The sequence below is a fragment of the Citrobacter sp. Cf072 genome (genome assembly GCF_030334485.1).
Classification (GTDB): Bacteria; Pseudomonadota; Gammaproteobacteria; order Enterobacterales; family Enterobacteriaceae; genus Citrobacter; species Citrobacter freundii.
In genome coordinates this window covers 751,210-777,586 of the sequence record NZ_JAOWDX010000045.1, presented here as the reverse complement: position 1 = coordinate 777,586, position 26,377 = coordinate 751,210, and the positions used below count along the sequence as shown (strand labels likewise).

Annotated in this window: 26 protein-coding genes; 13 read left to right on the top strand and 13 right to left on the bottom strand. The window is 52.3% G+C overall.

Annotated elements, in window-relative coordinates; translation table 11 throughout:
• Positions 1–11: 11 nt before the first annotated feature.
• Positions 12–1,436, top strand: a complete 1,425-nt coding sequence (locus OGX66_RS16055; protein ID WP_057102038.1) for a 6-phospho-beta-glucosidase — start codon at positions 12–14, stop codon at positions 1,434–1,436.
• A 172-nt stretch (positions 1,437–1,608) separates the two neighbouring features.
• Positions 1,609–1,848 carry a SymE family type I addiction module toxin gene (locus OGX66_RS16050; RefSeq protein WP_003037379.1) on the top strand — a complete coding sequence of 80 codons (240 nt, stop codon included), beginning with the start codon at positions 1,609–1,611 and terminating at the stop codon, positions 1,846–1,848.
• 56 nt (positions 1,849–1,904) lie between these two features.
• Here OGX66_RS16050 and hycI read toward each other — a convergent pair whose 3' ends face one another.
• The 9 genes from hycI to hycA all read right to left on the bottom strand — a co-directional run bounded on the left by hycI (position 1,905) and on the right by hycA (position 9,783).
• Positions 1,905–2,375, bottom strand: a complete 471-nt coding sequence (hycI, locus tag OGX66_RS16045) for a hydrogenase maturation peptidase HycI (protein WP_003037382.1) — start codon at positions 2,373–2,375, stop codon at positions 1,905–1,907.
• Complete coding sequence (locus tag OGX66_RS16040; RefSeq protein ID WP_003037385.1) at positions 2,368–2,778, bottom strand: formate hydrogenlyase maturation HycH family protein; 411 nt, start codon at positions 2,776–2,778, stop codon at positions 2,368–2,370. Before OGX66_RS16040 ends, hycI begins: the two co-directional genes overlap by 8 nt.
• Positions 2,775–3,542, bottom strand: coding sequence for a formate hydrogenlyase subunit HycG (hycG, locus tag OGX66_RS16035; RefSeq protein ID WP_003037388.1), 768 nt, complete (start codon positions 3,540–3,542; stop codon positions 2,775–2,777). The genes OGX66_RS16040 and hycG overlap by 4 nt, the downstream gene beginning before the upstream one ends.
• Positions 3,542–4,084: a formate hydrogenlyase subunit HycF gene (gene hycF / locus OGX66_RS16030; RefSeq protein WP_003846595.1), complete on the bottom strand. Its 543-nt coding sequence runs from the start codon at positions 4,082–4,084 to the stop codon at positions 3,542–3,544. The genes hycG and hycF overlap by 1 nt, the downstream gene beginning before the upstream one ends.
• Before the next feature lie 9 nt (positions 4,085–4,093).
• Positions 4,094–5,803, bottom strand: coding sequence for a formate hydrogenlyase subunit HycE (hycE, locus tag OGX66_RS16025; RefSeq protein ID WP_003037393.1), 1,710 nt, complete (start codon positions 5,801–5,803; stop codon positions 4,094–4,096).
• Between the two features lie 17 nt (positions 5,804–5,820).
• Positions 5,821–6,744: a respiratory chain complex I subunit 1 family protein gene (locus OGX66_RS16020; protein WP_003037395.1), complete on the bottom strand. Its 924-nt coding sequence runs from the start codon at positions 6,742–6,744 to the stop codon at positions 5,821–5,823.
• Between the two features lie 2 nt (positions 6,745–6,746).
• Positions 6,747–8,573: a formate hydrogenlyase subunit 3 gene (gene hycC, locus OGX66_RS16015; protein ID WP_088903116.1), complete on the bottom strand. Its 1,827-nt coding sequence runs from the start codon at positions 8,571–8,573 to the stop codon at positions 6,747–6,749.
• Complete coding sequence (gene hycB, locus OGX66_RS16010; RefSeq protein WP_003037401.1) at positions 8,570–9,181, bottom strand: formate hydrogenlyase subunit HycB; 612 nt, start codon at positions 9,179–9,181, stop codon at positions 8,570–8,572. The genes hycC and hycB overlap by 4 nt, the downstream gene beginning before the upstream one ends.
• Before the next feature lie 143 nt (positions 9,182–9,324).
• A complete protein-coding gene (gene hycA / locus OGX66_RS16005) occupies positions 9,325–9,783 on the bottom strand; it encodes a formate hydrogenlyase regulator HycA (protein ID WP_003840271.1) in 459 nt (152 codons plus the stop codon).
• A gap of 198 nt (positions 9,784–9,981) precedes the next feature.
• On the opposite strand from hycA, the gene hypA reads away from it, so the two are divergent.
• From hypA to flhA, 6 genes are all read left to right on the top strand, one after another.
• Positions 9,982–10,353, top strand: coding sequence for a hydrogenase maturation nickel metallochaperone HypA (gene hypA / locus OGX66_RS16000; RefSeq protein ID WP_003037406.1), 372 nt, complete (start codon positions 9,982–9,984; stop codon positions 10,351–10,353).
• Between the two features lie 103 nt (positions 10,354–10,456).
• On the top strand, positions 10,457–11,329 hold the full coding sequence (gene hypB / locus OGX66_RS15995; RefSeq protein WP_003037409.1) for a hydrogenase nickel incorporation protein HypB: 873 nt from the start codon (positions 10,457–10,459) through the stop codon (positions 11,327–11,329).
• Positions 11,320–11,592 (top strand): hydrogenase 3 maturation protein HypC, encoded by a 273-nt coding sequence (hypC, locus tag OGX66_RS15990; RefSeq protein WP_003037411.1) that lies wholly within the window; start codon positions 11,320–11,322, stop codon positions 11,590–11,592. Before hypB ends, hypC begins: the two co-directional genes overlap by 10 nt.
• On the top strand, positions 11,593–12,714 hold the full coding sequence (gene hypD / locus OGX66_RS15985) for a hydrogenase formation protein HypD (protein ID WP_088903115.1): 1,122 nt from the start codon (positions 11,593–11,595) through the stop codon (positions 12,712–12,714).
• Positions 12,711–13,721 (top strand): hydrogenase expression/formation protein HypE, encoded by a 1,011-nt coding sequence (gene hypE / locus OGX66_RS15980; RefSeq protein ID WP_003037416.1) that lies wholly within the window; start codon positions 12,711–12,713, stop codon positions 13,719–13,721. Before hypD ends, hypE begins: the two co-directional genes overlap by 4 nt.
• 127 nt (positions 13,722–13,848) lie before the next feature.
• Positions 13,849–15,927, top strand: a complete 2,079-nt coding sequence (gene flhA, locus OGX66_RS15975) for a formate hydrogenlyase transcriptional activator FlhA (protein ID WP_003840276.1) — start codon at positions 13,849–13,851, stop codon at positions 15,925–15,927.
• A 102-nt stretch (positions 15,928–16,029) separates the two neighbouring features.
• On the opposite strand, the gene OGX66_RS15970 is transcribed toward flhA, so the two are convergent.
• The 3 genes from OGX66_RS15970 to dcuC form a co-directional block, all read right to left on the bottom strand.
• Positions 16,030–16,374 carry a nitrous oxide-stimulated promoter family protein gene (locus OGX66_RS15970; RefSeq protein ID WP_088903114.1) on the bottom strand — a complete coding sequence of 115 codons (345 nt, stop codon included), beginning with the start codon at positions 16,372–16,374 and terminating at the stop codon, positions 16,030–16,032.
• Positions 16,375–16,458: 84 nt separating this feature from the next.
• Entirely contained in the window at positions 16,459–18,153 is a 1,695-nt protein-coding gene (locus tag OGX66_RS15965; protein WP_270922561.1) for an NAD-dependent malic enzyme, read from the bottom strand.
• A 52-nt stretch (positions 18,154–18,205) separates the two neighbouring features.
• Entirely contained in the window at positions 18,206–19,573 is a 1,368-nt protein-coding gene (gene dcuC / locus OGX66_RS15960; RefSeq protein ID WP_003846583.1) for a C4-dicarboxylate transporter DcuC, read from the bottom strand.
• Positions 19,574–19,926: 353 nt separating this feature from the next.
• On the opposite strand from dcuC, the gene OGX66_RS15955 reads away from it, so the two are divergent.
• Positions 19,927–20,820 (top strand): MurR/RpiR family transcriptional regulator, encoded by an 894-nt coding sequence (locus tag OGX66_RS15955; RefSeq protein WP_003840284.1) that lies wholly within the window; start codon positions 19,927–19,929, stop codon positions 20,818–20,820.
• A gap of 46 nt (positions 20,821–20,866) precedes the next feature.
• Here the strand turns inward: OGX66_RS15955 and OGX66_RS15950 are convergent, their stop codons facing one another.
• The gene (locus OGX66_RS15950; protein WP_088903112.1) at positions 20,867–22,237 is read right to left on the bottom strand and encodes a class-II fumarase/aspartase family protein; all 1,371 of its coding nucleotides are present in this window, start codon (positions 22,235–22,237) and stop codon (positions 20,867–20,869) included.
• Between the two features lie 405 nt (positions 22,238–22,642).
• On the opposite strand from OGX66_RS15950, the gene OGX66_RS15945 reads away from it, so the two are divergent.
• From OGX66_RS15945 to sitB, 4 genes are all read left to right on the top strand, one after another.
• Positions 22,643–23,683, top strand: coding sequence for a porin (locus OGX66_RS15945; RefSeq protein ID WP_016150891.1), 1,041 nt, complete (start codon positions 22,643–22,645; stop codon positions 23,681–23,683).
• Positions 23,684–23,693: 10 nt separating this feature from the next.
• A complete protein-coding gene (locus OGX66_RS15940) occupies positions 23,694–24,467 on the top strand; it encodes an SGNH/GDSL hydrolase family protein (protein ID WP_003840292.1) in 774 nt (257 codons plus the stop codon).
• 180 nt (positions 24,468–24,647) lie between these two features.
• Positions 24,648–25,565 (top strand): metal ABC transporter substrate-binding protein, encoded by a 918-nt coding sequence (locus tag OGX66_RS15935; protein WP_049003390.1) that lies wholly within the window; start codon positions 24,648–24,650, stop codon positions 25,563–25,565.
• A complete protein-coding gene (gene sitB / locus OGX66_RS15930; protein ID WP_049003391.1) occupies positions 25,562–26,377 on the top strand; it encodes an iron/manganese ABC transporter ATP-binding protein SitB in 816 nt (271 codons plus the stop codon). The genes OGX66_RS15935 and sitB overlap by 4 nt, the downstream gene beginning before the upstream one ends.

Here is a 26,377-nt window from a genome sequence, read left to right as displayed (position 1 = left end):
TGAGGTTAATTATGTCTGTTTTTCCGCAAGGATTTTTATGGGGCGGCGCACTGGCCGCCAACCAGTCTGAAGGGGCATACCGGGAAGGCGGCAAAGGACTGACTACCGTCGATATGATCCCCCACGGCACACATCGGATGCCCGTCAAGCTGGGTCAGGAAAAGCGCTTTGCGCTGCGGGATAACGAATTTTATCCTAGCCATCAGGCGATCGACTTTTATCATCGCTATAAAGAAGATATCGCGCTGATGGCAGAAATGGGTTTTACGGTATTTCGTACTTCCATTGCCTGGAGCCGTCTCTACCCTAACGGCGATGAGCTGACGCCGAATAAAGAGGGCATCGCGTTTTACCAGAGCGTGTTTGCCGAGTGTAAAAAATACGGTATTGAGCCATTAGTCACGCTGTGTCACTTCGATGTGCCAATGCATCTGGTCACCGAGTACGGCTCCTGGCGTAACCGCAAAATGGTTGAGTTCTTTACCCGCTACGCCCGTACCTGCTTCGAGGCCTTTGACGGTCTGGTGAAGTACTGGCTGACGTTCAACGAAATCAACATTATGCTGCACAGCCCCTTTTCAGGCGCCGGGCTGGTATTTGAAGAAGGTGAAAATCAGGATCAGGTGAAATATCAGTCCGCTCACCACGAACTGATAGCCAGTGCCCTGGCGACTAAAATAGCCCATGAAATTAATCCGCAAAACCAGGTCGGTTGTATGCTGGCTGGCGGTAATTTTTATCCTTATTCCTGTAAACCAGAAGATGTGTGGACCGCGCTGGAAAAAGACCGCGAAAACCTGTTCTTTATTGATGTGCAGGCGCGCGGGGCCTACCCGGCTTATTCTGCCCGCGTGTTTCGCGAAAAAGGCGTGGTCATAGAAAAAGCCCCAGAAGATGACGACATCCTGAAAAACACCGTTGATTTCGTCTCGTTCAGCTATTACGCATCGCGCTGCGCCTCGGCGGAAATGAACACCGGCAATACCAGCGCCGCCAACGTGGTGAAGTCGCTGCGTAATCCGTATATTGCGGCCAGCGAATGGGGCTGGGGCATCGATCCGCTTGGTCTGCGCATCACCATGAATATGATGTATGACCGCTACCAGAAACCGCTATTTCTGGTGGAAAACGGGCTGGGAGCGAAGGATGAAATCGATGCCAATGGTGAGATCAATGACGACTATCGCATTAGCTATTTACGCGAACATATTCGCGCCATGGCAGACGCGATTGAAGATGGCGTGCCCCTGATGGGTTACACCACCTGGGGCTGTATCGATCTGGTTTCTGCCTCAACCGGTGAGATGAGCAAACGCTACGGTTTTGTGTATGTGGACCGCGATGACGCGGGCAACGGCACGCTGGAGCGCACCCGTAAGAAATCATTCTGGTGGTACAAAAAAGTAATCGCCAGCAACGGCGCCGATCTGGCATAACAGATCTGCCGGAGGGGGTTACAGTCTTCCGGCAGAATTACATATTTTCATTTCATTTATTACATTCCAGATGTGGAATCGTCCTTCCAGTTTCAGGTTTGCCCTCATCCTTTTTTACTGGCATTTTATTCAGTAGTTTTTAATCCTGGCCGTTCACCACAAGGAAGCGTGCATGTTTGATAAAAAGGGTAAATCAGCAGAGGTAATCACCAAACCGGTACGTCGCTTGAAAGTCAGCTATGTCAGAAAACGCCATGAAGATCCAAAAACGGGTTACACGCGACGAATCAGTCGGCACGCCTCGCTCACGCTGAACGGCGACTGGCTGGAACAAGCTGGATTTCCGACCGGTACGGCAGTGAATGTATCAGTGATGCAGGGGAAATTAATTATTGAGCAGGCAATTGAATGACGAGGATACACTGGGAAAACAGGCCGGATGTCGTTCACATCCGGCACTGATACAGTTTACTCTTCTGGCGCTTCCAGCTCGGAGAATCCACCGTGTCCTTCCCAACCGGCTAATCGCTGATAGACGGTATCAACAGCATCTTTGATCGGCTGTGTCATCGGGTAGTAAAAACCGACGATGTCCGGTTGAATGCCGAGGAAAATCACCTCACCAACGTCGTCTTTCAGCTGATCGACCAGGTAATTCAGCGGCATGTTATGGGTGGTCATCATGAACATCTCGGCAATGTCATCGGGATCGATAATGCGGATTTCACCTGGGTTCAGCCCCATATCGGTAGCATCAACAATCAACAAACGTTGCGGACGCAGTTCACGGATGGCGACAATATCGTTCTCCGGCGCGCTACCGCCGTCGATGACAACCCAGTTGCCTTGAGGATTTGCAGCACACATTTCAGCCAGCAGCGGGCCCGCGCCGTCATCGCCCATCATGCTGTTACCCACACATAATAAAACGTCAGTCACGGTGTCTCCTCACCATCAGATAGATGGCGCTTTCCTGGTGTATGTCGTGCAGCATGCTAAGCATCAGCTTGCTCCACTCCTGCTGCTGCGGGGTCTGTACGGCACGCGCATCATCGAACGCGCGTGCCAGCATTTGCACATGGTTGAAATCGATAACGATCTCGCCGTATTTCGGCACGCCTTCCATTTTCCGGCGGGCTTCGCTTCCCTCAGCAAGGGTAGCAATCCATGCCAGATATTCGTCCCATGGACAAGTTAACGCCGCTTCCAGGCAATCGATGATCCCAAGGTGGTGACCAATCGCCAGGCTGTAATAGACAACCTGCTGCGCCTCAGCGGGCGTCGCATCGTTCTCATCAATAAACTTACGGCTCAGTTGACTGAACACCACCGTTTCACTCATCGGATACGCGCCTCTTCGACAACATGGTTAAGATGCGTGACGATCTCGGTCAGACGCGGATCGTTTTCCGCCTCCAGCCAGCGCGCCACCTGATGCTCGCCCTGCCCTAACTGCGTCATATAGTCATCAGCAATCTGGCGGCCATAGCGGTATCCCGCCAGACGGCGAGCCTCGCGATCCACCTTCACTCGCAGCGGCTGAACCATATCCGGATGCAGAATTTCGGCGGGCTGTTCGTCCAGTTCACCCGGCGCACGCGCGTGAATTTTTTGTTCCAGCAGACCCAACGCCATGGCAAAACCATACAGCGTGGCTGCAGGCGTTGGCGGGCAGCCAGGGATATACACATCCACCGGTACGATTTTGTCCGTGCCGCCCCAGACGCAGTATAAGTCGTGGAAAATACCGCCGCTGTTACCGCAAGCACCGTAAGAGATACAAATTTTCGGGTCTGGCGCAGACTGCCAGGCGCGTAGCGCCGGAGAGCGCATGGCACGGGTTACCGCGCCGGTAAACAGCAGGATATCCGCATGGCGCGGGGACGGTACCACTTTGATACCAAAACGTTCGGCGTCAAACAGCGGAGAAAGCGTGGCGAAGATTTCGATTTCGCAACCGTTGCAGCCGCCGCAGTCCACACGGTAAACGTACGCTGAACGCTTGATGCTTTTTAGCAGCGACGCTTTCATGCTGGCAATGGATTCATCCACCGTCATCGGTACCGGAATACCGTTGGCGTCACGTGGGCCTAATAAATTGCTCATCAGCTGGCCTCTTTCATATGGCGAGTCAGTTCAATACGGTCAGACGGCACCAGGCATTTCTGGCGCTTACAGTCCGGGCAGGTCTCAAAGCTTTCACGGTGGTTTTCCGCGCGACTATCACCGTTGTGCTTAAGTAGCGCAATGGCGTAATCAATCTCTTTTTGTACCGCAAACGGACGGTTACACACGCGGCAATTACACAGCGCAAAGCGGGACTGCTGCAGGAAATCCTCTTTCTTCCACACCGCCAGCTCATACTCCTGCGACAGCTTGATCGCCGCCGTCGGGCAAACTTCTTCGCAGCGGGCGCAGAAGATGCAGCGACCGAGGTTGAATTGCCACGCCAGTTCATTGGTGACCAGATCGGTTTCGACCGTCAGCGCGTTCGACGGGCACGCATTTACACAGGCCGCGCAGCCAATACACTGCTGCGGGTTATGTTCCGGTTTGCCACGGAAGTTTTTATCGACCGCGATCGGCTCCAGCGGATACGACGACGTCGGTGCCCCAGTTTTGATGACTTTTTTGATAAAGGTAAACATGGCGATTCCTTATTTCAGCGGCGAGTTTTTACGCTCGATGCTGTAGCGCTCAAGTTCTTTGTACGGCACGACTTTGCTCTTCTTCTTACGTACATCGACCACGGTCATACGGTCAGTACAGGAGTAGCAAGGATCGAGGCTACCGATAATCAGCGGTGCATCGGAAACGGTATTGCCACGCAGCATGTAGCGCAGCGTCGGCCAGTTGGCGTAGGTCGCCGCACGGCAGCGCCAGCGATACAGTTTCTGGTTGTCGCCGGTCATACTCCAGTGGATGTCATCTCCACGCGGCGCTTCAGCAAAGCCTAGTGCGAAACGGTGAGGAATATAGGTAAAGCCTTCTACCATCAGCGGGCCGCCCGGCAGGTTATCCAGACCGAAGTCGATCATATTCAGTGCAGTGTAGACTTCATTAATACGAACTTTCAGACGAGAAATAACGTCGCAGCCCTGCTCGCTATGAACTTCCATCGGCAGCAGACCATAGCCGACAAACGGGTGATCGGCGCGGGTGTCACGCGCGTGGCCGCTGGCGCGAACCATCGGGCCGACGTTACTGAAGTCACGGGCAATTTCCGGATCCAGACGACCAATACCAACGGTACGCTGTTCCATGTTCGGCGTGCTGAGCAGCATATCGACCAGTTCCTGCACGTCACGACGCATCTGCTGCGCCAGTTGACGGGTCTGGATCATATCTTCTTTCAGCAGATCACGACGGATACCGCCGATCAGGTTCAGACCGTAAGTTTTACGAGCCCCGGTGAGGATCTCCGCCATCTTCATCGACGTTTCACGCACGCGGAAGAACTGCATAAAGCCGGAGTCAAAACCGGTGAAGTGACAGGCCAGGCCGAGGTTCAGCAGGTGCGAGTGCAGACGCTCAACTTCCAGTAGAATGGCACGGATCATCTGCGCACGTTCCGGCACCACGATGCCCATCGCATTCTCAACGGAGGTGGTATAGGCGGTGCTATGCGCAAAGCCGCAGATACCACACACGCGATCTGACAGGAACGTCACTTCGTTGTAACCCATACGGGTTTCCGCCAGTTTCTCCATGCCGCGGTGGACATAGAACAGACGGTAGTCGGCATCGATAATGTTCTCGCCGTCCACGAACAGGCGGAAGTGACCAGGTTCATCGGAGGTGACGTGCAACGGGCCAATCGGCACCACGTTATTTTTCTTGTCGCCCAGTTCGTTGATGAACTCGTAGGTTTCAGCATCGGTAGTCGGCGCCGGGCGCTGACGATAATCCATGCTGTCTTTACGCAGCGGATAGAGTTCGTCCGGCCAGTCATCGGGCAGTACCAAACGGCGCTCATCCGGCAAACCAACCGGGATCAAACCGTACATATCGCGCACTTCGCGCTCGCCCCAGACCGCAGCCGGAACGCGCGGCGTGACGGACGGGAACTCCAGCTTGTTGGCATCGACTTCAACGCGGACGGTTATCCAGCATTTGGTGCCCTGCTCCATCGACATCACGTAATAAACAGCGTAATGGCCGCACAGCTGGCGTTCGTCGTTACCAAACAACACGGACAACCAGCCGCCCTGTTTGTAGTACAGGAACTCCACCACTTCCGGCAGGTAGTTCACCTTGACGGTGATCGTCAGCTGATCTTTGGTCTGCCAGGCTTCATCCAGTACCACGCCCGGAAAGGCCTGATGCAGCGCAGCGAGATATTGTTGACCTAATTTTTCTTCAGACATGCTCAAACTCTCTTAAATCACGCCACCAGCAAGGAGACGAACGCTAAAAACGCAAACCCAAAACCGGCCCAGGTCACGCGTGAAGTGGCGCAAAAACGCAGACGCGCCATGCTGTTTTCGAACAGGGCGATGACCAGCACGCCGAGGACCAGCTTGACGACGGCAATCACCAGCGCCAGCAGCAGCCCACCCGCGGTGAAGGTTTCCATCTGTCCCCACGGCAGGAACACACCAACGAACATTTGCAGAACGACCAGTTGCTTGAGGCTAATGCCCCATTTCAGCACGGCAAAACCGCTGCCGCTGTATTCAGTCAATGGACCTTCCTGCAGCTCTTGCTCTGCTTCTGCCAGATCGAATGGCAGTTTGCCCATTTCGATAAAGGTGGCGAAAGCACAGGCACACAGTGCCAGAATCAGCGGGATGCTGTGCGCAGCAGGCCAGTGGTAAATGGTATCGGCGATATTGCTGATATGGGTTGAACCCGCAACCTGTGCCGCTACCCACAGCCCCAGCAGCAGGATAGGTTCAACCAGCACGCCAAGCATCGCTTCACGGCTGGCACCAATGGCGGTAAACGGGCTACCGGTATCCAGTCCCGCGATAGAGAAGAAGAAACGGGCAATGGCGAACAGGTAAATTAAGGTGATCAGATCGCCCAGTTGCGGCAGCGGTGAGCCAACGGTCACTACCGGTAGCGCAGTGGCGATAGTCAGCATCACGCCCACCATCACAAACGGCGTCAGGCGGAAGACCCAACTGGAATCCGCAGGCGCAATGCTCTGACGACCCAGCAGTTTGATAATGTCGCGGTATTCCTGCAAAACGCCAGGACCACGGCGATTGTGCAAACGCGCACGCGCCACGCGGGTAACGCCGGACAGCAGCGGCGCAACGGCAAACAGCACGAGCGCCTGAATTAACGGATATAAAACACTCATTTTCAGGCTCCTCGTGAAACCACAATCACCACCAGCACCGCCAGCTCAATCAGCGCCAGGCGACGGAACAGCACCGGCGCAGCCGCATTCTGCCAGCCCGGAACCAGTGATACCGGATTTAACCACTTACGCAGTTTGAGTACCGGGGCAAAGGCTTCTTTCACCGGCATGGCAAAACCGTGCGCGGTAATGACCATTGACTGCTCGTGATCGTAACCACACACCCATGCCGCACCGCGTGAACGCGACGGCAGACGGTTGCCTTTGAAAATTGCCATGATGATGAACGGCAGCAGCGGACATGCGATCAGCAGCAGCGTGATCATTGGCTGAGAAACGGTGGTGTTCGCAGTTTCCAGCGGCAGCGGAACGGCAGAGGAGATCATCGGCAGCAGCCACGGCGCAGCCACGCCGCCAATCACGCAGCAGATAGCCAGCGCAACGACGCTCACGCTCATCAGGATTGGTGCGCAGCAGGCGTTTTCAGCTTCCTTCGTACGCGGTGCGCCAAGGAACGTTACGCCATAGACTTTCGCCATACACATCACCGCCAGCGCGCCGGTAATTGCCAGCCCAACCGCCAGCAACGGCCCTAACAGACGACCGACAAACGCCCCGCTGTTACCCAGCTTGAAGAAGGATTGATAGATAACCCACTCACCGGCAAAACCGTTCAGCGGTGGCAGCGCGGCCATCGCCATCAGGCCAACCAACATCGCCAGAGAGATAACCGGCATGCGTTTGCCGATACCGCCCAGTTTTTCGATATCACGATGACCGGTACGGAACCAGATGCTGCCTGCGCCCAGGAACAGAACGCTTTTGAACAGGCTGTGGTTTACCAGGTGGTACAGACCGCCGGTCAAACCCAGCGCAATCAGCGCCGGTTGATTCAGGGAAATCCCGGTCACGCCAGCGCCCAGCCCCAACAGAATAATGCCGATGTTTTCCAGCGTGTGGTACGCCAGCAGGCGCTGGATATTGTGTTCCATCAGCGCATAAAGACCGCCAACAAATGCGGTGATCATGCCCAACACCAGCAGCGTAACCCCCCACCACAGCGGTGCATTACCGCCCAGCAGCGACAGGGAGAGAATACCCAGTAGACCGACCTTCATGACGACGGTAGAGAACAGTGCCGCAGCCGGTGCGCTGGCATTGGCGTGTGCCTGTGGCACCCAACCATGCAGAGGAATAATCCCGGCCAGCAGGCCAAAACCTGCCACGCCCAGCAGCCAGATGTCAGACCCGAGCGGCAGCTCCTGGGTGCGCAGGTCTAGCAGACGCAGCTCCAGAGTGCCGTAACGTTGCCACACAAGGTAGCAGGCAACCGCCAGCAGCAGCGTACCAATACGCCCCAGCGCAAACCACAGTTTGCCTTCTTTACTGCAGCCGGTGAGGAACACGGCACACAGCGCCATGATTTCCGCCATCACCACCAGCGTACCGAGGTTGCTGGCAATCACCGCACATACCGCCGCGGCCATCAGCAAATTCACCAGCAGGCCGTTAGCTTTCACCTGGGGATGACGATGCCAGTCAATGTTGTACAGGCTGACAAACAGGCCGCACAGTCCCAGCGTAATCAGCCAGATAGCATTCAGCGGAGTAATTTGCAGACTGTGCCCAATAAACGGCATCACGCCGCTCACCGCCAGCGCATTAGTCAGAACGGTAAAACCAGCGGCTGCCGTACACAAGCTGCCGACCGCACCGCCAACTCCAGCAATCCAGCCGCTCAGCGATTTATGAAATGAAAACAGAAATGCCAGAACCGCAGCCGCTGTAAACCAGGCCACGCCGCTGTTAATCAGTGAAATTGCGCTCATTTTGCATCCCCACTCTGAGCCTGCTGAAACAAGGTGAGATCGCCGAAATCGGTATTGAAAGTCAGCTCACGCTTACGTTTGCTGGCGCGGGCGATATCCATGTTGCTCACCAGGTGCAGGGCTTTGGTCGGACACATGCGCACGCAGGCCGGACCAAGCTCGTCAAAACTGCACAGATCGCATTTCACCGCGATGGCACGAACGCCTGGAACCCAGTCCAACAGCGAACTCACGCGAGCAGGCGCTGGCGGAGCCGGAGGCGCTTTTGGCGTATTGGCGTTTGCCGGGATATGCAGCGGACGGCTACCAGAAAACTCTATCGCGCCAAACGGACAAGCGATCCCGCACAGTTTGCAGCTTACGCACAGGCTTTCATTCAGCTGTACGGCGCCATCAACGCGGTTAATGGCATTAACCGGACACACGGTGGCGCAAGGCGCATCTTCACACTGGTGGCAAAGCTGCGGCGCGGATTCTTTTTCATTTAACATCACTTTCAGGCGCGGCATTGACTGCAGGCCATGCTGGCGATGTGTCTCTGAGCAGGCGGCTTCACAGGTGTGGCAGCCAATACAAAGAGTGGAGTCAGCAATTACAAAACGATTCACCAGGCATTCCTCAGGTGATAGTCATTTTTGACGAAAACATGTCTGCAAAATGTCATTTCGACATTTTTCGACATGCCCATTCCCTAAAACATCGTGACGCAGTATGTAAACCGCATCATGACAAAGTGGACAGCACCTGAGGCTTAAGCCGGGCTATGTCCCTCAACCAGTTGGCTTAAATTCACCGGCATATTGTTCTCAACCGCGGTGTACAGGCTGTCGTAGACGGTGGCGATTTTCTCAAGATAGTGCTCCAGCACCTGTTCGCGATCGCGGTTACTGAAACGCTCATCGACTTGACCGTCGATGGTCAACTGTGCCTGTGCAATCAGTTGCTTATCATCACCATCTTTTGTTTCGACGTAGTACTCGATGGTGTGGCTATTGAAGCCATCCGCCAGCGTGACGTAGATAGTGAAGTGTTCAAAAAGGACAAAGCAGAGATCTTTGTCCGGCGCACAGCTCATTGCATGATGCAAACGCGCTTTCGACAGGGTGATCCCCTGAACCAGCGAGTTGCAGTAAATACGCCACTGGTCCTGTAGGCGACGATGCCGTTCAGCGATGTAATCGGCTTTTTCGCTTATTTCCCAAATAGTCATGTCAGGTTACCCGTTTAGCAGAGATGAACAGCCTTAAGCACATTTCATGCCAAAATTAAATTACTTAATTTTCATATAGATAAAAAATAAAAGGCGGGTGACGACATGTCATTTCGTCATTGTCGTCATTGTCACGAATGAAAAAATTCAACCTGGCATGCTTATTGCTTTTGATACGGCAACTTCACAGGAGGCGGTATGCACGAAATAACCCTCTGCCAACGGGCACTGGAATTGATTGAACAACAGGCCACGCAACACGGTGCTCAGCGAGTAACTGGGGTCTGGCTCAAAATTGGCGCATTTTCTTGCGTAGAAACCAGCGCTCTCTCCTTTTGTTTTGATCTGGTATGCCGCGGGACCCTTGCAGAAGGTTGTAAACTCCACCTCGAAGAACAAGAAGCCGAATGTTGGTGCGAATCTTGTCAACAATACGTCACATTACTGACGCAACGCGTGCGCCGATGTCCGCAATGCAACAGCGATATGCTGAGAATTGTGGCCGATGACGGCTTACAGATTCGACGTATTGAAATAGATCAGACTCCAGCGCCGGATGGCGACGCTTAAGCGTTTTATCCAGCCTACAGAAAGAGCTCGTTTGTAGGCCGGATAAGGCAACGCAGTCATCCGGCAACAGATGTATCGCAAGTAAAAAGATCAGGAGTGAGCGATGTGTACGACATGTGGTTGCGCTGAAGGCAACCTATATATAGAGGGTGATGAGCATAATCCCCACTCGGCGTTTCGCAGCGCGCCATTTGCCCCAGCGGCTCGTCCAGCGCTGAATATTACCGGTGTGAAGACCTCAAATTTCACACCGAGCCAGACCGAAGAAGGCGATTTGCACTACGGTCACGGTGAGGCAGGAACCCACGCACCAGGTATGAGCCAACGCCGTATGCTGGAAGTGGAAATTGACGTACTGGACAAAAACAACCGCCTGGCCGAACGCAACCGTGCCCGCTTTGCGGCCCGTCAGCATCTGGTGCTGAACCTTGTTTCAAGCCCGGGTTCCGGTAAAACCACGCTGCTGACCGAAACGCTGATGAAGCTGAAAGATAGCGTGCCGTGCGCCGTTATTGAAGGTGACCAGCAGACGGTGAACGATGCTGCCCGTATTCGCGCCACAGGCACGCCCGCCATTCAGGTCAACACCGGTAAAGGTTGCCACCTTGACGCACAAATGATTGCTGACGCTGCGCCGCGTTTGCCGCTTGACGATAACGGCATTCTGTTCATTGAGAACGTCGGCAACCTGGTCTGCCCGGCCAGCTTCGACCTCGGCGAGCGCCATAAAGTGGCCGTGCTTTCCGTCACCGAAGGTGAAGACAAACCGCTGAAATATCCACATATGTTTGCCGCCGCATCACTGATGCTGCTCAACAAAGTGGATCTGCTACCGTACCTCAATTTTGACGTTGAAAAATGCATCGCCAGCGCCCGGGAAGTGAACCCGGGAATTGAGATTATCCTGATTTCCGCCACCAGTGGTGAAGGCATGGATCAATGGCTCTCCTGGCTGGAGACGCAGCGATGTGCATAGGTGTTCCGGGTCAAATCCGCACCATTGATGGTAACCAGGCCAAAGTCGACGTTTGCGGTATTCAGCGCGACGTCGACCTGACGCTGGTCGGTAGCTGTGATGAGCATGGCCAACCGCGCCTCGGCCAGTGGGTACTGGTCCACGTCGGTTTTGCCATGAGCATCATTAATGAAGCTGAAGCGCGCGATACGCTCGACGCGCTGCAAAACATGTTTGACGTTGAGCCGGATGTCGGCGCGTTGCTGTACGGCGAGGAAAAATAAATGCGTTTTGTTGACGAATACCGCGCACCAGAGCAGGTGATGCAACTGATAGAGCACCTGTCTGAACGTGCCGCCCACCTCCCCTACACGGCTGAACGCCCACTGCGCATCATGGAAGTTTGTGGTGGTCATACCCACGCTATCTTCAAATTCGGCCTCGACCAGTTGCTACCGGAAAACGTGGAGTTTATTCATGGTCCGGGTTGCCCGGTTTGCGTTCTGCCGATGGGTAGAATCGACAGCTGTGTAGAAATCGCCAGTCATCCAGAAGTCATTTTCTGCACCTTTGGTGATGCGATGCGCGTCCCGGGTAAGCAAGGCTCCCTGCTGCAAGCCAAGGCGCGCGGTGCAGATATCCGCATCGTCTATTCACCGATGGATGCGCTGAAACTGGCACAGGAAAACCCAACGCGTAAGGTGGTGTTCTTTGGTCTGGGTTTTGAAACCACAATGCCAACGACCGCTATCACTCTGCAACAAGCAAAGCAGCGTGACGTGCAGAACTTTTACTTTTTCTGCCAGCACATCACGCTTATCCCTACGCTGCGCAGCCTGCTGGAACAGCCGGACAACGGTATTGACGCCTTTTTAGCACCAGGCCACGTCAGCATGGTGATTGGCACTGATGCCTATAATTTCATTGCTTCAGACTTCCATCGTCCGTTAGTGGTCGCCGGTTTTGAACCGCTCGATCTCCTGCAAGGCGTGGTGATGTTAATTGAGCAGAAAATTGCCGCGCACAGCCAGGTAGAAAACCAGTACCGCCGCGTGGTACCGGATGCCGGTAACGCGTTAGCACAACAGGCCATCGCCGAGGTGTTCTGCGTCAATGGCGACAGCGAATGGCGCGGTCTGGGCGTTATCGAATCCTCTGGCGTTCACCTGACGCCTGACTATCAGCGCTTTGATGCCGAAGCCCATTTCCAGCCAGCGCCGCAGCAGGTGTATGACGATCCGCGCGCGCGTTGTGGGGAAGTGCTGACGGGCAGATGTAAACCACATCAGTGCCCATTATTTGGCAAAACGTGTAACCCGGAGACCGCTTTTGGCGCCCTGATGGTCTCCTCTGAAGGCGCATGTGCCGCCTGGTATCAGTATCGTCAGCAGGAGTGTGAAGTATGAGCAGCGTACAACTCGCCCACGGTAGCGGCGGTCAGGCTATGCAGCAGTTGATCAACAGTCTGTTTATGGAGGCATTCGCGAATCCGTGGCTGGCGGAACAAGAAGATCAGGCACGTCTGGAACTGGCGCAACTGGTCGCTGAAGGCGATCGTCTGGCGTTTTCAACCGACAGCTATGTTATCGATCCGTTGTTCTTCCCGGGCGGTAATATCGGCAAGCTGGCTATCTGTGGTACGGCTAACGACGTGGCGGTCAGCGGCGCGATCCCGCGCTATCTCTCCTGCGGTTTTATCCTCGAAGAAGGTTTACCAATGGAGACGCTGAAAACCGTCGTTAACAGCATGGCGGCAACCGCGCGCGAAGCGGGTATCGCCATCGTCACCGGCGACACCAAGGTTGTACAGCGCGGCGCGGCGGACAAACTTTTTATCAACACCGCCGGAATGGGCGCGATCCCCGCCAACATTCACTGGGGCGCACAGACCCTGAGCGTGGGCGATGTGCTGCTGGTCAGCGGCACGCTGGGTGATCATGGTGCAACGATCCTTAACCTGCGCGAACAACTGGGTCTTGATGGCGAACTGGTCAGCGACTGCGCGGTATTGACGCCGCTTATCCAGACGCTACGTGATATTCCCGGCGTGAAGGCGCTGCGTGATGCAACCCGTGGCGGCGTGAATGCAGTAACGCACGAATTTGCCGCATCATGTGGGTTTGGCATTGAGCTGTCTGAAGCGGCCCTGCCCGTGAAGCCCGCGGTGCGTGGCGTTTGCGAACTGCTGGGACTGGATGCGCTCAACTTTGCTAACGAAGGTAAGCTGGTGATTGCCGTTGAGCGTCAGGCCGCTGAAACGGCGCTTGCCGCGCTGCGCGCGCATCCATTAGGACGCGATGCCGCAATGATTGGCGAAGTGGTAGAACGCAAAGGTGTGCGTCTGGCCGGACTTTACGGCGTGAAACGAACCCTCGATTTACCACACGCCGAACCTTTACCTCGTATATGCTAACTGCCCATTAGCAGCAACGTGTAGGCCGGATAAGCGAAATCGCTATCCGGCAATAATTTACGACTTATACCTATAATTCATTTACCGTTTTCGCACCGTTCTGCGGTGCTTTTCCTGGAAAAGCAATATGTCGTATACACCGATGAGTGACCTCGGACAGCAAGGCCTGTTCGATATTACTCGTACATTATTACAGCAGCCCGATCTCCCGTCTCTTAGCGAGGCGCTTTCGCAGCTGGTCAAGCGTTCAGCGCTGGCCGACTGTGCGGCTATTGTCTTATGGCAGGCACAAACGCAGCGTGCGCGTTATTTTGCGACGCGTGAAAATGGTAAACCCATCGATTATGAAGACGAAACGGTACTAGCTCATGGTCCGGTACGCCGTATTTTGTCTCGCCCCGATGCGCTGCACTGCAACTATCACGAGTTTACGGAAACCTGGCCACAGCTGGCCTCTGGCGGACTGTATTCTGAATTTGGCCACTACTGCCTGCTGCCGCTGGCGGCGGATGGGCGTATCTTTGGCGGTTGCGAGTTCATCCGTAATGAAGATCGTCCATGGAGTGAAAAAGAATATAACCGTCTACAGACCTTCACCCAAATAGTCGGCGTCGTTGCTGAACAAATTCAAAGCAGGGTCAGCAACAACGTCGATTACGATCTGTTGTGCCGTGAGCGTGATAACTTTCGCATCCTGGTCGCCATCACCAATGCGGTACTCTCCCGCCTGGACATTGACGAACTGGTCAGCGAAGTCGCCAAAGAGATCCATCACTACTTCGACATTGATGCCATCAGCATCGTGTTACGCAGCGATCGTAAAAACAAGCTCAGCATTTATTCCACCCACTATCTGGATGAACATCATCCAGCGCACGAACAAAGTGAAGTGGATGAAGCAGGTACGCTTTCCGAACGCGTGTTCAAAAGCAAAGAGATGCTGCTGATTAATCTGAGCGAACGCGATACGCTCGCTCCTTACGAACGGATGCTGTTCGAAACCTGGGGCAACCAGCTACAAACCCTGTGTCTGTTACCGCTGATGTCGGGCAATACGATGCTCGGCGTACTCAAGCTGGCACAGTGCGAAGAGAAAGTTTTCACTACCGCTAACCTCAAGCTATTGCGCCAAATTGCCGAGCGTGTGGCAATTGCCGTGGATAACGCGCTTGCGTATCAGGAGATTCACCGCCTGAAAGAACGTCTGGTAGATGAAAACCTGGCGCTGACTGAACAACTCAACAATGTAGAGAGTGAGTTCGGCGAAATCATTGGCCGCAGCGAAGCGATGTACAGCGTACTCAAGCAGGTCGAAATGGTGGCGCAAAGCGACAGCACCGTCCTGATTCTGGGTGAGACCGGAACGGGTAAAGAGCTGATCGCACGGGCCATTCACAACCTGAGCGGACGTAACGCCCGTCGGATGGTGAAGATGAACTGCGCGGCAATGCCTGCCGGATTACTGGAAAGCGATCTGTTTGGTCATGAGCGTGGCGCGTTTACCGGTGCCAGCACGCAGCGGATTGGTCGTTTCGAACTGGCCGATAAAAGCTCGCTGTTCCTCGACGAAGTGGGCGACATGCCACTGGAGCTACAGCCTAAGCTGCTGCGCGTTTTGCAGGAGCAGGAGTTTGAACGTCTGGGCAGCAATAAACTGATCCAGACCGACGTACGCTTGATCGCCGCCACTAACCGCGATCTGAAAAAGATGGTAGCCGATCGCGAGTTTCGTAACGATCTCTACTATCGACTGAACGTCTTCCCGATCCATCTGCCGCCGCTGCGTGAGCGCCCGGAAGATATTCCGCTGCTGGTAAAAGCCTTTACCTTTAAAATTGCTCGCCGGATGGGGCGCAATATCGACAGCATTCCCGCCGAGGCGCTGCGTACGCTGAGCAGCATGGAGTGGCCGGGCAACGTGCGCGAGCTGGAAAACGTGGTAGAACGTGCGGTTCTGCTTACCCGAGGCAACGTGCTGCAGCTGTCCCTGCCGGATATTGCCCCTTTGATGCCGTCTACGCCTCCGGTGGCAACCGAAGTCGCACAGGACGGCGAAGATGAATACCAGTTGATTATGCGCGTATTGAAAGAAACCAACGGCGTGGTTGCCGGTCCCAAAGGCGCGGCACAACGGCTGGGGCTGAAACGTACAACGTTACTCTCACGCATGAAACGCCTGGGCATTGATAAGGATGCGCTGGTTTAACGGTTCGCCCGATGGCGCTTTGCTTATCGGGTCTATCCACTGGTGCGTTTGTATTTGTAGGCCGGATAAGGCGCAGCCGCCATCCGGCATAGAATTGTTACATTACTTCTTGCGCTGATATTTCTCTGGCAATTCCGGGACAGGGCGTTTGTCATCAATCAGATGACGCACGGTCAGAATCGGATGACGCCAGAGCATTCTTGGCCCAGCCCAACGCATAATTTGCTTCATCTCTTCGCGTTTAGCAGGTTGATAGCAGTGCACCGGACACTGCTTGCAGGCCGGTTTTTCCTCGCCAAACACGCACTTATCCAGGCGCTTTTGCGCATAGACAAATAACGCATCGTAATGCCCCGGCTCGTCTGAAGCCTGCGGACACTGGCTTTCATACAGCGAGATCATTCTCTGGATCGTCATTTTTTCACGTGCAATACGTTTGCCGGACATAATGCCTCCACAATTAAGTTGCATAAATAATACACCTTAACCATAGAGGCAACCAATAGCCGTTAACAATTCCAGGAAGAATGACTAAATTGCCCGGCGTTTATAAGGACGGTAGTGCGGTAGCCAAAAGTTATCGTTGATGCTCTGCAGCAACACCTCGTCGCTTATCTTCTCTGCCACACCGGACTGCTGTGCCGCCTTACCGACCTCAAAAGCAATGCTGCGAGTCACGTCGCAGATTGTCCCAATCTCCGGCAACAGAGCGCCTTCCCCGTTACGAACCAGCGGAGAAGCATCGGCCAGTGCGCAGCTTGCCGCCATCAGCATAGCGTCTGTTATGCGCGTCGCACCACTGGCGATAGCCCCCAGACCGATAGCCGGGAAAACATACACGTTATTACATTGCGCAACCGGAATGGAGCGCCCATTAAATTCAACTGCATCACAGGGGCTGCCGGTCGCGATGATGGCCTGTCCCCTGGTCCAGCGAACAATATCTTCTGGCCGCGCTTCCATTCTCGAGGTGGGATTCGACAGCGGCATAACAATCGGGTGATCGCAGTATTGATACATCGTGCTAATCACCTCCTGCGAGAACAATCCGGCCTGGCCCGACACACCCAGCATCACCGTGGGTTTGACATTATGAATCACCTCCAGTAATGACGGCGCCTGCCCCTCATACTGCCAGTCAGATAAGGCCTCGGGAGGTTGTGCCAGCGGTTGCTGGAAATCCGCTAAAGCATGATTGGTGGTCATCACCAGACCGTCGCGATCCACCATAAAAATTGTCCGTCTGGCTTCAGACTGGCTCATCCCTTCACTGATGCGACAGGCAATGATATGCCGGGCTATGCCACATCCGGCTGCGCCCGCTCCCACAATCACGATCGGTTGCTTGCAGAAATCGCGGCCGCTGCCACGACATGCGGCAAGTAAGGTCGCCAGAGCTACCGACGCAGTGCCCTGAATGTCATCATTAAAGCAGCACAGATCATCGCGATAACGCTCCAGCAGAGGCACTGCGGTATGTTGAGCGAAGTCTTCAAACTGCAGCAAAACGTCAGGCCAGCGCCGTTTTACGGCCGCAATAAACATGCCAATAAATGCGAAGTAGTCTTCACCGGTGATACGCGGATGACGCCAGCCGATATAGCGCGGATCGTCCAGCAGTCGCGTATTGTTCGTCCCGACATCCAGTAGAATGGGGAGCGTATTAGCCGGATTTACCCCGCCACATACGGTATAGAGCGACAGTTTTCCGATAGGGATCCCCATACCGCCTACGCCCTGGTCACCCAGTCCCAGAATGCGTTCGCCATCTGTAACGACGATGACCTTGATATCGTGCCGTGGATTATCATGCAAAATATCGTCAATACGATCGCGATCGGGCCATGAAATAAAGACGCCACGCGCACGACGATATATCCAGGAGAATTTTTCGCAAGCGGCCCCGACTACCGGGGTATAAACGATGGGCAGCATCTCCGGCAGATGCTTTTTCAGCAGGTAATAAAATAACGTTTCGTTGGTATCCTGAATATTACGCAGATAAATATGTCGAGCGTTGTGGGATTCAGCCTCAAGATATTGTTGATACGCCCGCTCGGCTTGTTCATCAATATTCTCAATGGCGCAAGGCAGTAGTCCACTCAGATTAAAGTCATGTCTTTCTTGCTGCGTGAAGCTACTTCCCTTGTTCAATAACGGAGACTCAAGCAGTAACTTCCCCGTAAACGGGACGTATAAAACATCGTTTGTCACGTTGCCATCCATAAATTACAACCAGATAAAAAAATAAGAGCCTGCATTAACAGGCTCTCGGGATTCAAATCAGGACATAGTTGGCAACCAGCATCGCCGCGATACCGGCCAGCGCTGGAAGCAGCGTTCTTCTGACGATCATAAACGGTGAACATTCCCCTGCTTTGCTTACCGCAATAATGATGCCAGCCACAGGAGACATTGAGCGCCCCATTCCCGCCATCAACTGCATTGGCAGAATCATATTGACAGCGCTCTCACCAAATTTTGCCGCAATGGAGGGAGCCAGGCCGGAGAAAGAGAAAAAGGCGGCTACGCCAGAGCCTGTCAGGACGGCGGTGACGCCCACCAGCGCGGTCATCACCAGCGTCATACTGGTAAAACCCAGGCCTGCGTTTTGCACTGACTGCAACAGGTAGTCCACCGCGCCAATTTTCTGCAGCCCCTGGGCATAGATATCCGCACACACCAACAAGGAAACAATACTGGTAAACATGCTGCCCATGCCTTTGAAAAAGACCTGTAACCCTTTACAGCAGTTTTTGAAATCTCGGGTAGCCACCAGTTCGAAGAAAAACGCGACGACCGCGCCAAGGATCATTGCCGTGACCACGTCAATTTTGATGGATTTGATCACCAAAGGGCTAAAGACCAGCACCAGTGCTACAGGCAGGACCGGTAACAACGCGTAAATAGCGGGTGCCTTGCGGCCCTCTTCTTCTGCTTGCGCGACGCTTTGCTCGCCTGATATGAAGCCATCCTTTTTGTCGAAATACTTCGCGGTGAAGTAAATCACTACAGCAACGGCCAACATCACCACCACCGCCACCGGCATCTGGTAATGAGCGAAGTAGATAGCGCTTTCCATGCCAGCATGCTTGGCCGCCAGATTCGCAGTACCAACCGCAGGCCCTAGATCCATAAATGCGCACAGACCGATCATCGCGGCTGCAGAAGCTTTACTGACCCCAAGACGAACCAGTACCGGGAAGAATGTCACCAGCAGCAACATCGCCAGCCCCGCCGCACTTGAAATTGCCACGTGCAGAAGCTGTGCGCAGATGTACCCCAACGCGAGGATCAGGTAAGGCGCTTTAATCACCTGTAGCGGACGAATGCACATATTCACCATCGCATTCGACGCTTTGATGTGATCCATATAGCTGGCAAATCCACCCGCCGCCATGATGATAAGACCAATACCCGCAATTTGTGTGGTCAGCGATTCTTTGGCAAAGCTAAAGATGTCCAGCCAGGTTGACCCCGTGGATTTCGCTTTATCATAGAGAATGCTGTTTTCAGGATAAAACAATACGGTAATGGTCAATAATGCCAGTCCAGCGAGTAATAAAACAGTTTGCGGCTGATAGTTTTTTACAATTAACCATGCTGCAATAACTGTTATCACTATTGCTATAATAAACGCTGTCATAATAACAATTCCTATGCCATACAAATTTGGTAGGGTTACCCGTCATATCATCATTGCTTATGTAGGATAGTAAAAAAGCGCCTCCATATATAAGCAGTTATAATATGTACGTAAATTTATCGTATTACACACTCAAATATTGAGATTTAATTGTAATGGGTTGTGTGGTTATAAAATACGGGAAAGATATTTTCCCACCCCTTTTTGTGAGTAAGATCGCAACTTATATGAGTATGGTCATATCTTCCAGGAAGAGCTGGATGCGGGTTTCCAGGATATTCATTCAATGATTGACGTCGAAAGCGTATTACCCTATAACAACGTTGATATTCAACAGCAATCGGGTGTTATCCATGTATAATAAAAACACATTAAGTCTGGATGAGTATAACTTACTTACTCTTAATATGGGTGATCTAACTGAATCTGAGTGCCGACTTAATGAGTACATTAATAAACACTTCAATGAACTGCCTTACCATGGCATTGTTGATCTCTCGCAAAATGCGATGGTAAGCAAAGCAACTATTGGCCGATTTTTAAATAAAATGGGGTTTACGGGTTATGCTGCTTTCCGCAAGGCATTAGACATCACGCTGTCAAAAAATAAAATATCCGCACCGTTTGAGAAAAACATCAAACTGCGTAACAATCCTGGGATTACCACTGAAAGTATCGTTACCGATTTCACCTACAAAGTATCAGAATTATTTAATCAATTTAAAAATAATATCGATATTGAGAGCCTTAATGCATTTATCGATCTGGTGCTGAACAACAAACGTCATATTTATGTCGTCGGCCCTTCATCGTCTCATGCCATGGCAACGCATTTTTGTACACTGCTAAAGTACTTCCGCAGTAACATCTCCCTGTTACCGACGGACATCAGCGAACTCCCCAAATGTCTCGTCAACATTGAGGAAGGAGATGTCCTGATTGTTTTCTCTTACTATCGATTTAACCGGGTCGCCCTCAATATTGCAAGATGGTTCAGAAAAAAGAATGCCGCCGTAGTGTTGGTGACCAACTCAGAGGCGAACCCTTACGGTAAGTTCTGCGATCTGCAGTTTGTTCTCCCAAGCGACGTACATTCCATTTTTCAAAGCCGTATTCTTGGCTTCTTTTTTATCGAACTCATTCTACATCTGGCTTATGAGAAAGGAGATAGCGAGGGGAATTTTGCCCAACTGGAAGAATTATTCGTCTTTTTCGAAACATTTTCGGCATCGTCCCACAATACTTAGTGCCACCAACCGCCAGGAGAGCTATCCCTCCCGGCGACATGACGAATCAGGCAATATCTGCGGTTTTCACGCGATCGAACTCAGCGATAGTCTCAGCGATTAACGCGTCGTTAGCCCCGATATATGACAGCGGCTCGCAGGCGGCAGCAATTTCCGCCCCAGATAATGACGCGCGGATTTCCGGGCTAGCCTGTACGATCTCCATGAAGCTGTACTCGCCGGTTGCATGCTTCAGCAGATTTTTCACCAGGTTATAGGCGGACTCTCTGCCAATTTTGGCGGCAAGCTTCATCGTCAGCGACTCAGACATAATAAAGTGCTTTGAGCAGTCAAAATTAGCGCGCATCTTATCTTCATTAACAATGAGATGCGAAAGCAGATTCTTTGCGCGTGTCAGGCTGGTCGATAACGCATTAGAGGCCTCCGGGAGGATCGTCCAGTTTAATACCCGCATTGAGGCAGCTCGTACATCCTGTTGATCCAGCATTGCTGGCGCGCCGGAAGCATACATCCACCCCATTCTTGCCAACGTTTGCACCATATTACAGGCGCGTGGATTAACTTTGTGTGGCATGGTGCTGGATCCGCCACCGCCCTCTCCTTCGAGTACTTCTGCAATCGGCGTGCGTCCCATGGTTTCGACATCGTTGGCCAGACGACACAGCGTGCCGTGAACAAGAGCAAAAAACTGCACAACCTCAACAACCGCATCCTGGCTGGCATTATTAATCCCGCAGGGCACGTTCAGACCCAACGCTAACATCAGCCGCTGGCGCGTTTCCATTCCCTGCTTACCTACAGAAGCCAGATTCCCCACCGCACCGCCAAAAAGTCCGGTTACGGCACGCGGATACAGCTGCTGTAGTCGTGTCAGGTGGCGGTTTATCTCCGCCAGATAACTGCAAACATGAAGCCCCCACGTCGTTGCAGAGGCATCCACCGAATTGGTACGCGCAACCATTACCGTACGCGCGTGTCGTAACGCCATCGCTTTCATGGCTTCGCCAACATCAAGCAATTGCTCACGCAATAGCCGCAGCGTTTGCTGCAATCTCATCGCCATGCCTGAGTCGAGTAAATCCTGAGTGGTGCATCCCCAATGCAGAAACTGACTGACCAGCGGTGTTCCGCTGGCGGAGATCTGATCGATCAGCGGCTTTATCGCCATGCCGACCGTTTGTGTTTCCTGCGCCAAGGCTGGCCAGTCTATCTGTATTTCCCGACAGGTTTGTTCAATTTCAACGGCTGCTTGTTCAGGAATAATTCCCAACTCACTTTGCACTCGAGCGACCGCCGCCTCAAAACGCAACCAACAACGCAGCAGATTGTCGTCAGACCATATTTCCCGCATCTTATCCTGAGTGAACAATGATGAATAAAGGTCAGAATCAAATACCGTTGTTTGCTTCCCGTACATACAGCGCCTCTCCGGCTAGTGAATGCGTGATAATAGAAAATTTGATTAATCAATTTTGCGGGATTTGTCTGCCAAATTATAGGGGAAAATAGTATTCCCACCTCAATAGTAATCATGAGAATACAACATTCCCATTTTCAGTTTTTCTACCCAGTAGAAATGAGACGTACTTCACAGTAATTTTCATGATCATATATTGTAGAGCCGTAACATTTTAAAAGCCCCATAATTAAATATTAGAACCATTAATACAATAGTAAAAACAGAGATATTTATGCGTGAATAATCACATTTTATCACGAGAAAAAATGATTCCCATATCACTACCATTCCTTTTTCACGAACAATTATCCCGCTGTAAACTTTATTTATGGTCAGGAAATCAATGCTGGTTTGAGGGATGATATGAAGCTAAAAAATTATTCACTAATATTACTAATGGGTATGAGTTCCTCGGCGTTCGCCTTAAATGTGTATAATAAAGATGGAAATACGCTGGACATCTATGGCCGCGTTGAGGGTAAAATCGCGAGTGGTCAGAATTCATTTGCTGGCAGTGAAAGCCGAAGCGATTTGGGTGGACGTATAGGTATTTATCTCACGCGAGATTTGGATATTCTGCCAGAGACCAAAATCGTGGGGCGCCTGGAATGGCAGGTGCGTACCGAAAAAAATGATAACAATACCGGTGAAAGCGATATGGAGGCCCGATATTCCTATGTCGGCCTGTCAAATAAAACATGGGGTGAACTGATCACCGGGAGAACCAAAAACCCGTTGTATCAGGTAATGAAAATGACCGATAAATACAAAAATTTCACCCCTAATATCTACAGCTATGGCATTACAACCATTGATGATTCGTACCAGTTCAACCGACAGGACGGCACCGTTCAGTGGAACGCTAAATTTGCCGGCAATGAGATTCAGCTGGCATGGGTCTCCGGTAACGGCAACAGTGATAACGAAGCTCTGGATTACGGCGCGATGGCCAGCTATCGCAAGTCTTTCAAATTTGGCGACTTTAGGATTACACCTGCGATAGCGGCCAGCCGTTATAAACGACAGGACGGCGTAGTGACCACCGATGGACGTAATCAAAACGATCAAATCATGGGAGGATTACAACTCAGTTATAAAGCCTATGAAGTCGCAGTAACCGCATTACGTACGTCTATCTCTCGCGATAACAAAAGCGATAATAATTACAAAGGGATGGATTCGCTCATTTCCTACAACTTTGGCACCGTCAAGGTTCTTACCGGATATAGCTTTTTAAATGAAGATGGTAAAGATATTGCTGAAAAAGAAGACTGGCGTGCTGAAGCGCAATTAACATTGGCTAAAGACACGTGGTTATCATTTACTTACGATAAAGAGTTCGCAAGTAAGAACAAAAAGACCAATGATGATGCGCTTATCGTTGGGCTCCGTTATGATTTCTAAGAGATAAAAAATGAAAAAAATAACATTACTTGCCGCAGCGACGACTTTCGCATTAAGTAGTATCTGTGTTCACGCAGATACGTTATTAGCGCCTTCCGCACATGCGAAAATGGATGGTGAGAATAAAATTGTCGCGCTTTATGGTAACTCTTTCACTTTCTATAACAATAATATTAATACCCGCCTGCGGGATTTGACGCAGTCCTTACTGCCTGATCACGCCAAAGGCTATAAATATCGGGGGATCACGATTTCCAGCGGTCATTTAGGCTGGCAAATTGAGAATATGCGCTATCAGAACACGCTACAGAAATGGGATGTCGTCGTCCTGCAGGGAAACTCAACAGAAACGATTTCAAAGAAAGAAAGTACCCGGCAAAACTTCGTGGACTCTGCAACCCAAATGGCCGAAATGGCGCATAAAGCCGGTGCAAAAGTCGTCTATTTCATGACCTGGCCGAAAAAAGACAAACCCGAAGATAGCCAAAAACTGGCAGATGCTTATCTCTCGATTGCGCAAAAAACGGGGGGATATGTGGCTCCGGTAGGCCTGGCTTTCGAGAAAGCACGTAAAACGCACCCAGAAATTAACCTGTATTATCAAGATGGTGTACACCCTTCGATTTCTGGAACGTATCTCGCCGCCTGTGTATTTTTCGCTACTCTGTATAACCAGTCTCCGGTCGGCGGTGCGCTTCCTATTGATACAGACATGAGCCCTGGCGACGCCAAAGCCTTGCAGCAAGTGGCCTGGGAAACCGTCACTGAGTTCCAGAAGCCATAATCATCGGGTTAGTCTTCCCCCACACGCCGACAATCGTGTCGGCGTAAACGCATTATCCTCATCCATTCCTTAGCGCCCCACGCAAATAAGAATTATTTTCATTTATTTATGCCATGTGCTATATAACATAGCAAAGGCTATATTTGATGATAAATTAACCATTTTGTTGTGAGGGATACTATGCCGCATCTGCCCCATCTCAAGTCATTTCTCCTTGCCAGTGCGTTAACAGCGCTGACGCTGTCGCCCGCCTGGGCGAAAGAAAAATTTAAGGTAGTAACCACCTTTACGGTGATTGCCGATATGGCGAGCAATGTGGCGGGAGATGCAGCAGAGGTCAGTTCCATCACCAAACCTGGCGCAGAAATTCACGAATATCAACCAACCCCAGGTGATATTAAACGAGCGCAAGGCGCACAGCTTATTCTCTCCAACGGTCTTAACCTCGAACTATGGTTTGCCCGCTTCTACCAAAATTTGTCCGGCGTACCAGAAGTGATGGTCTCAAACGGCGTCCAGCCAATGGGTATCAGCGAAGGGCCGTACAACGGCAAACCGAACCCGCATGCCTGGATGTCAGCGGAGAACGCACTCATCTACGTGGATAACATTCGCGATGCGCTGATGAAATACGATCCAGACAATGCCGCCACTTACCAGAAAAATGCACAGAATTATAAAGCGAAAATCCAGCAGACCCTGGCGCCGCTGCATGCTGAACTGGTAAAACTCCCCGCCGATAAACGCTGGCTGGTCACCAGCGAAGGCGCATTCTCCTACCTGGCACGTGATAACGGCCTGAAAGAGCTGTATCTGTGGCCGATCAATGCCGATCAGCAAGGCACGCCCAAACAGGTACGCAAAGTGATCGACGCGATCAAAGAGCATCAAATCCCCACTGTATTTAGCGAAAGTACCGTTTCCGACAAGCCTGCACGTCAAGTCGCCCGCGAGTCTGGCGCACATTATGGCGGTGTGCTGTATGTCGATTCACTCAGTGCTGCCGACGGTCCGGTACCGACGTATCTGGATTTACTGCGCGTAACGACAGAAACCATCGTCAGCGGCATCAACGACGGGTTAAGGAGCCAAAAATGAGTCAATCTGCGATTACCGTGAATCAGGTTACGGTGACGTATCGCAACGGTCATACCGCATTGCGGGATGCCACTTTTCAGGTTCCGGGCGGCTCAATTGCCGCTCTGGTCGGCGTAAACGGGTCGGGAAAATCAACGCTTTTTAAAGCGCTGATGGGTTTTGTCCGCCTGGCGCAAGGGGAAATCTCAATTCTGCAACTGCCGGTAAATAAGGCGCTCAAACAGAATCTGATCGCCTATGTCCCTCAGTCAGAAGAGGTGGACTGGTCGTTTCCGGTACTGGTGGAAGATGTGGTGATGATGGGACGCTTTGGCCATATGGGCTGGCTGCGTCGACCAAAACAAATCGACCACGCCTGCGTGGATGCGGCACTGGCGCGGGTTGATATGCTGGACTATCGCCATCGTCAGATAGGTGAACTGTCCGGTGGGCAGAAAAAACGCGTCTTTCTGGCACGCGCCATTGCACAGGACGGACAGGTTATTTTACTGGATGAACCCTTCACCGGCGTGGATGTAAAAACCGAGGCCCGGATCATCGACCTGCTGTGTGAGCTGCGTGATGAGGGTCGAACCATGCTGGTCTCTACCCATAATCTGGGATCCGTCACCGAGTTTTGTGATTACACGGTGATGATTAAGGGCACGGTGCTGGCAAGTGGACCAACCGATACCACCTTTACCCCCGAGAATCTCGAGCTGGCATTCAGCGGCGTACTGCGTCACGTTGCGCTGAGCGGCGGCGAACAACACGTGATTACCGACGATGAACGCCCGTTTATTTCGCGACGTGCGGCAAGCGAGGGGGAATAA

Bases quoted from the DNA above. Each gene is read 5' to 3' on its own strand.
- OGX66_RS15940 (WP_003840292.1), top strand. From the start codon at position 23,694: ATGAAAAAAATAACATTACTTGCCGCAGCGACGACTTTCGCATTAAGT.
- sitB (WP_049003391.1), top strand. From the start codon at position 25,562: ATGAGTCAATCTGCGATTACCGTGAATCAGGTTACGGTGACGTATCGC.
- hycE (WP_003037393.1), bottom strand. From the start codon at position 5,803: ATGTCTGAAGAAAAATTAGGTCAACAATATCTCGCTGCGCTGCATCAG.
- hypD (WP_088903115.1), top strand. From the start codon at position 11,593: ATGCGTTTTGTTGACGAATACCGCGCACCAGAGCAGGTGATGCAACTG.
- hypA (WP_003037406.1), top strand. From the start codon at position 9,982: ATGCACGAAATAACCCTCTGCCAACGGGCACTGGAATTGATTGAACAA.
- dcuC (WP_003846583.1), bottom strand. From the start codon at position 19,573: ATGACAGCGTTTATTATAGCAATAGTGATAACAGTTATTGCAGCATGG.
- OGX66_RS15950 (WP_088903112.1), bottom strand. From the start codon at position 22,237: ATGTACGGGAAGCAAACAACGGTATTTGATTCTGACCTTTATTCATCA.
- OGX66_RS16055 (WP_057102038.1), top strand. From the start codon at position 12: ATGTCTGTTTTTCCGCAAGGATTTTTATGGGGCGGCGCACTGGCCGCC.
- OGX66_RS15945 (WP_016150891.1), top strand. From the start codon at position 22,643: ATGAAGCTAAAAAATTATTCACTAATATTACTAATGGGTATGAGTTCC.
- hypE (WP_003037416.1), top strand. From the start codon at position 12,711: ATGAGCAGCGTACAACTCGCCCACGGTAGCGGCGGTCAGGCTATGCAG.
- OGX66_RS15955 (WP_003840284.1), top strand. From the start codon at position 19,927: ATGTATAATAAAAACACATTAAGTCTGGATGAGTATAACTTACTTACT.
- OGX66_RS16040 (WP_003037385.1), bottom strand. From the start codon at position 2,778: ATGAGTGAAACGGTGGTGTTCAGTCAACTGAGCCGTAAGTTTATTGAT.
- hycF (WP_003846595.1), bottom strand. From the start codon at position 4,084: ATGTTTACCTTTATCAAAAAAGTCATCAAAACTGGGGCACCGACGTCG.
- OGX66_RS16020 (WP_003037395.1), bottom strand. From the start codon at position 6,744: ATGAGTGTTTTATATCCGTTAATTCAGGCGCTCGTGCTGTTTGCCGTT.
- hypC (WP_003037411.1), top strand. From the start codon at position 11,320: ATGTGCATAGGTGTTCCGGGTCAAATCCGCACCATTGATGGTAACCAG.
- hycG (WP_003037388.1), bottom strand. From the start codon at position 3,542: ATGAGCAATTTATTAGGCCCACGTGACGCCAACGGTATTCCGGTACCG.
- flhA (WP_003840276.1), top strand. From the start codon at position 13,849: ATGTCGTATACACCGATGAGTGACCTCGGACAGCAAGGCCTGTTCGAT.
- OGX66_RS15970 (WP_088903114.1), bottom strand. From the start codon at position 16,374: ATGTCCGGCAAACGTATTGCACGTGAAAAAATGACGATCCAGAGAATG.
- OGX66_RS16050 (WP_003037379.1), top strand. From the start codon at position 1,609: ATGTTTGATAAAAAGGGTAAATCAGCAGAGGTAATCACCAAACCGGTA.
- hypB (WP_003037409.1), top strand. From the start codon at position 10,457: ATGTGTACGACATGTGGTTGCGCTGAAGGCAACCTATATATAGAGGGT.
- hycC (WP_088903116.1), bottom strand. From the start codon at position 8,573: ATGAGCGCAATTTCACTGATTAACAGCGGCGTGGCCTGGTTTACAGCG.
- OGX66_RS15935 (WP_049003390.1), top strand. From the start codon at position 24,648: ATGCCGCATCTGCCCCATCTCAAGTCATTTCTCCTTGCCAGTGCGTTA.
- hycA (WP_003840271.1), bottom strand. From the start codon at position 9,783: ATGACTATTTGGGAAATAAGCGAAAAAGCCGATTACATCGCTGAACGG.
- OGX66_RS15965 (WP_270922561.1), bottom strand. From the start codon at position 18,153: ATGGATGGCAACGTGACAAACGATGTTTTATACGTCCCGTTTACGGGG.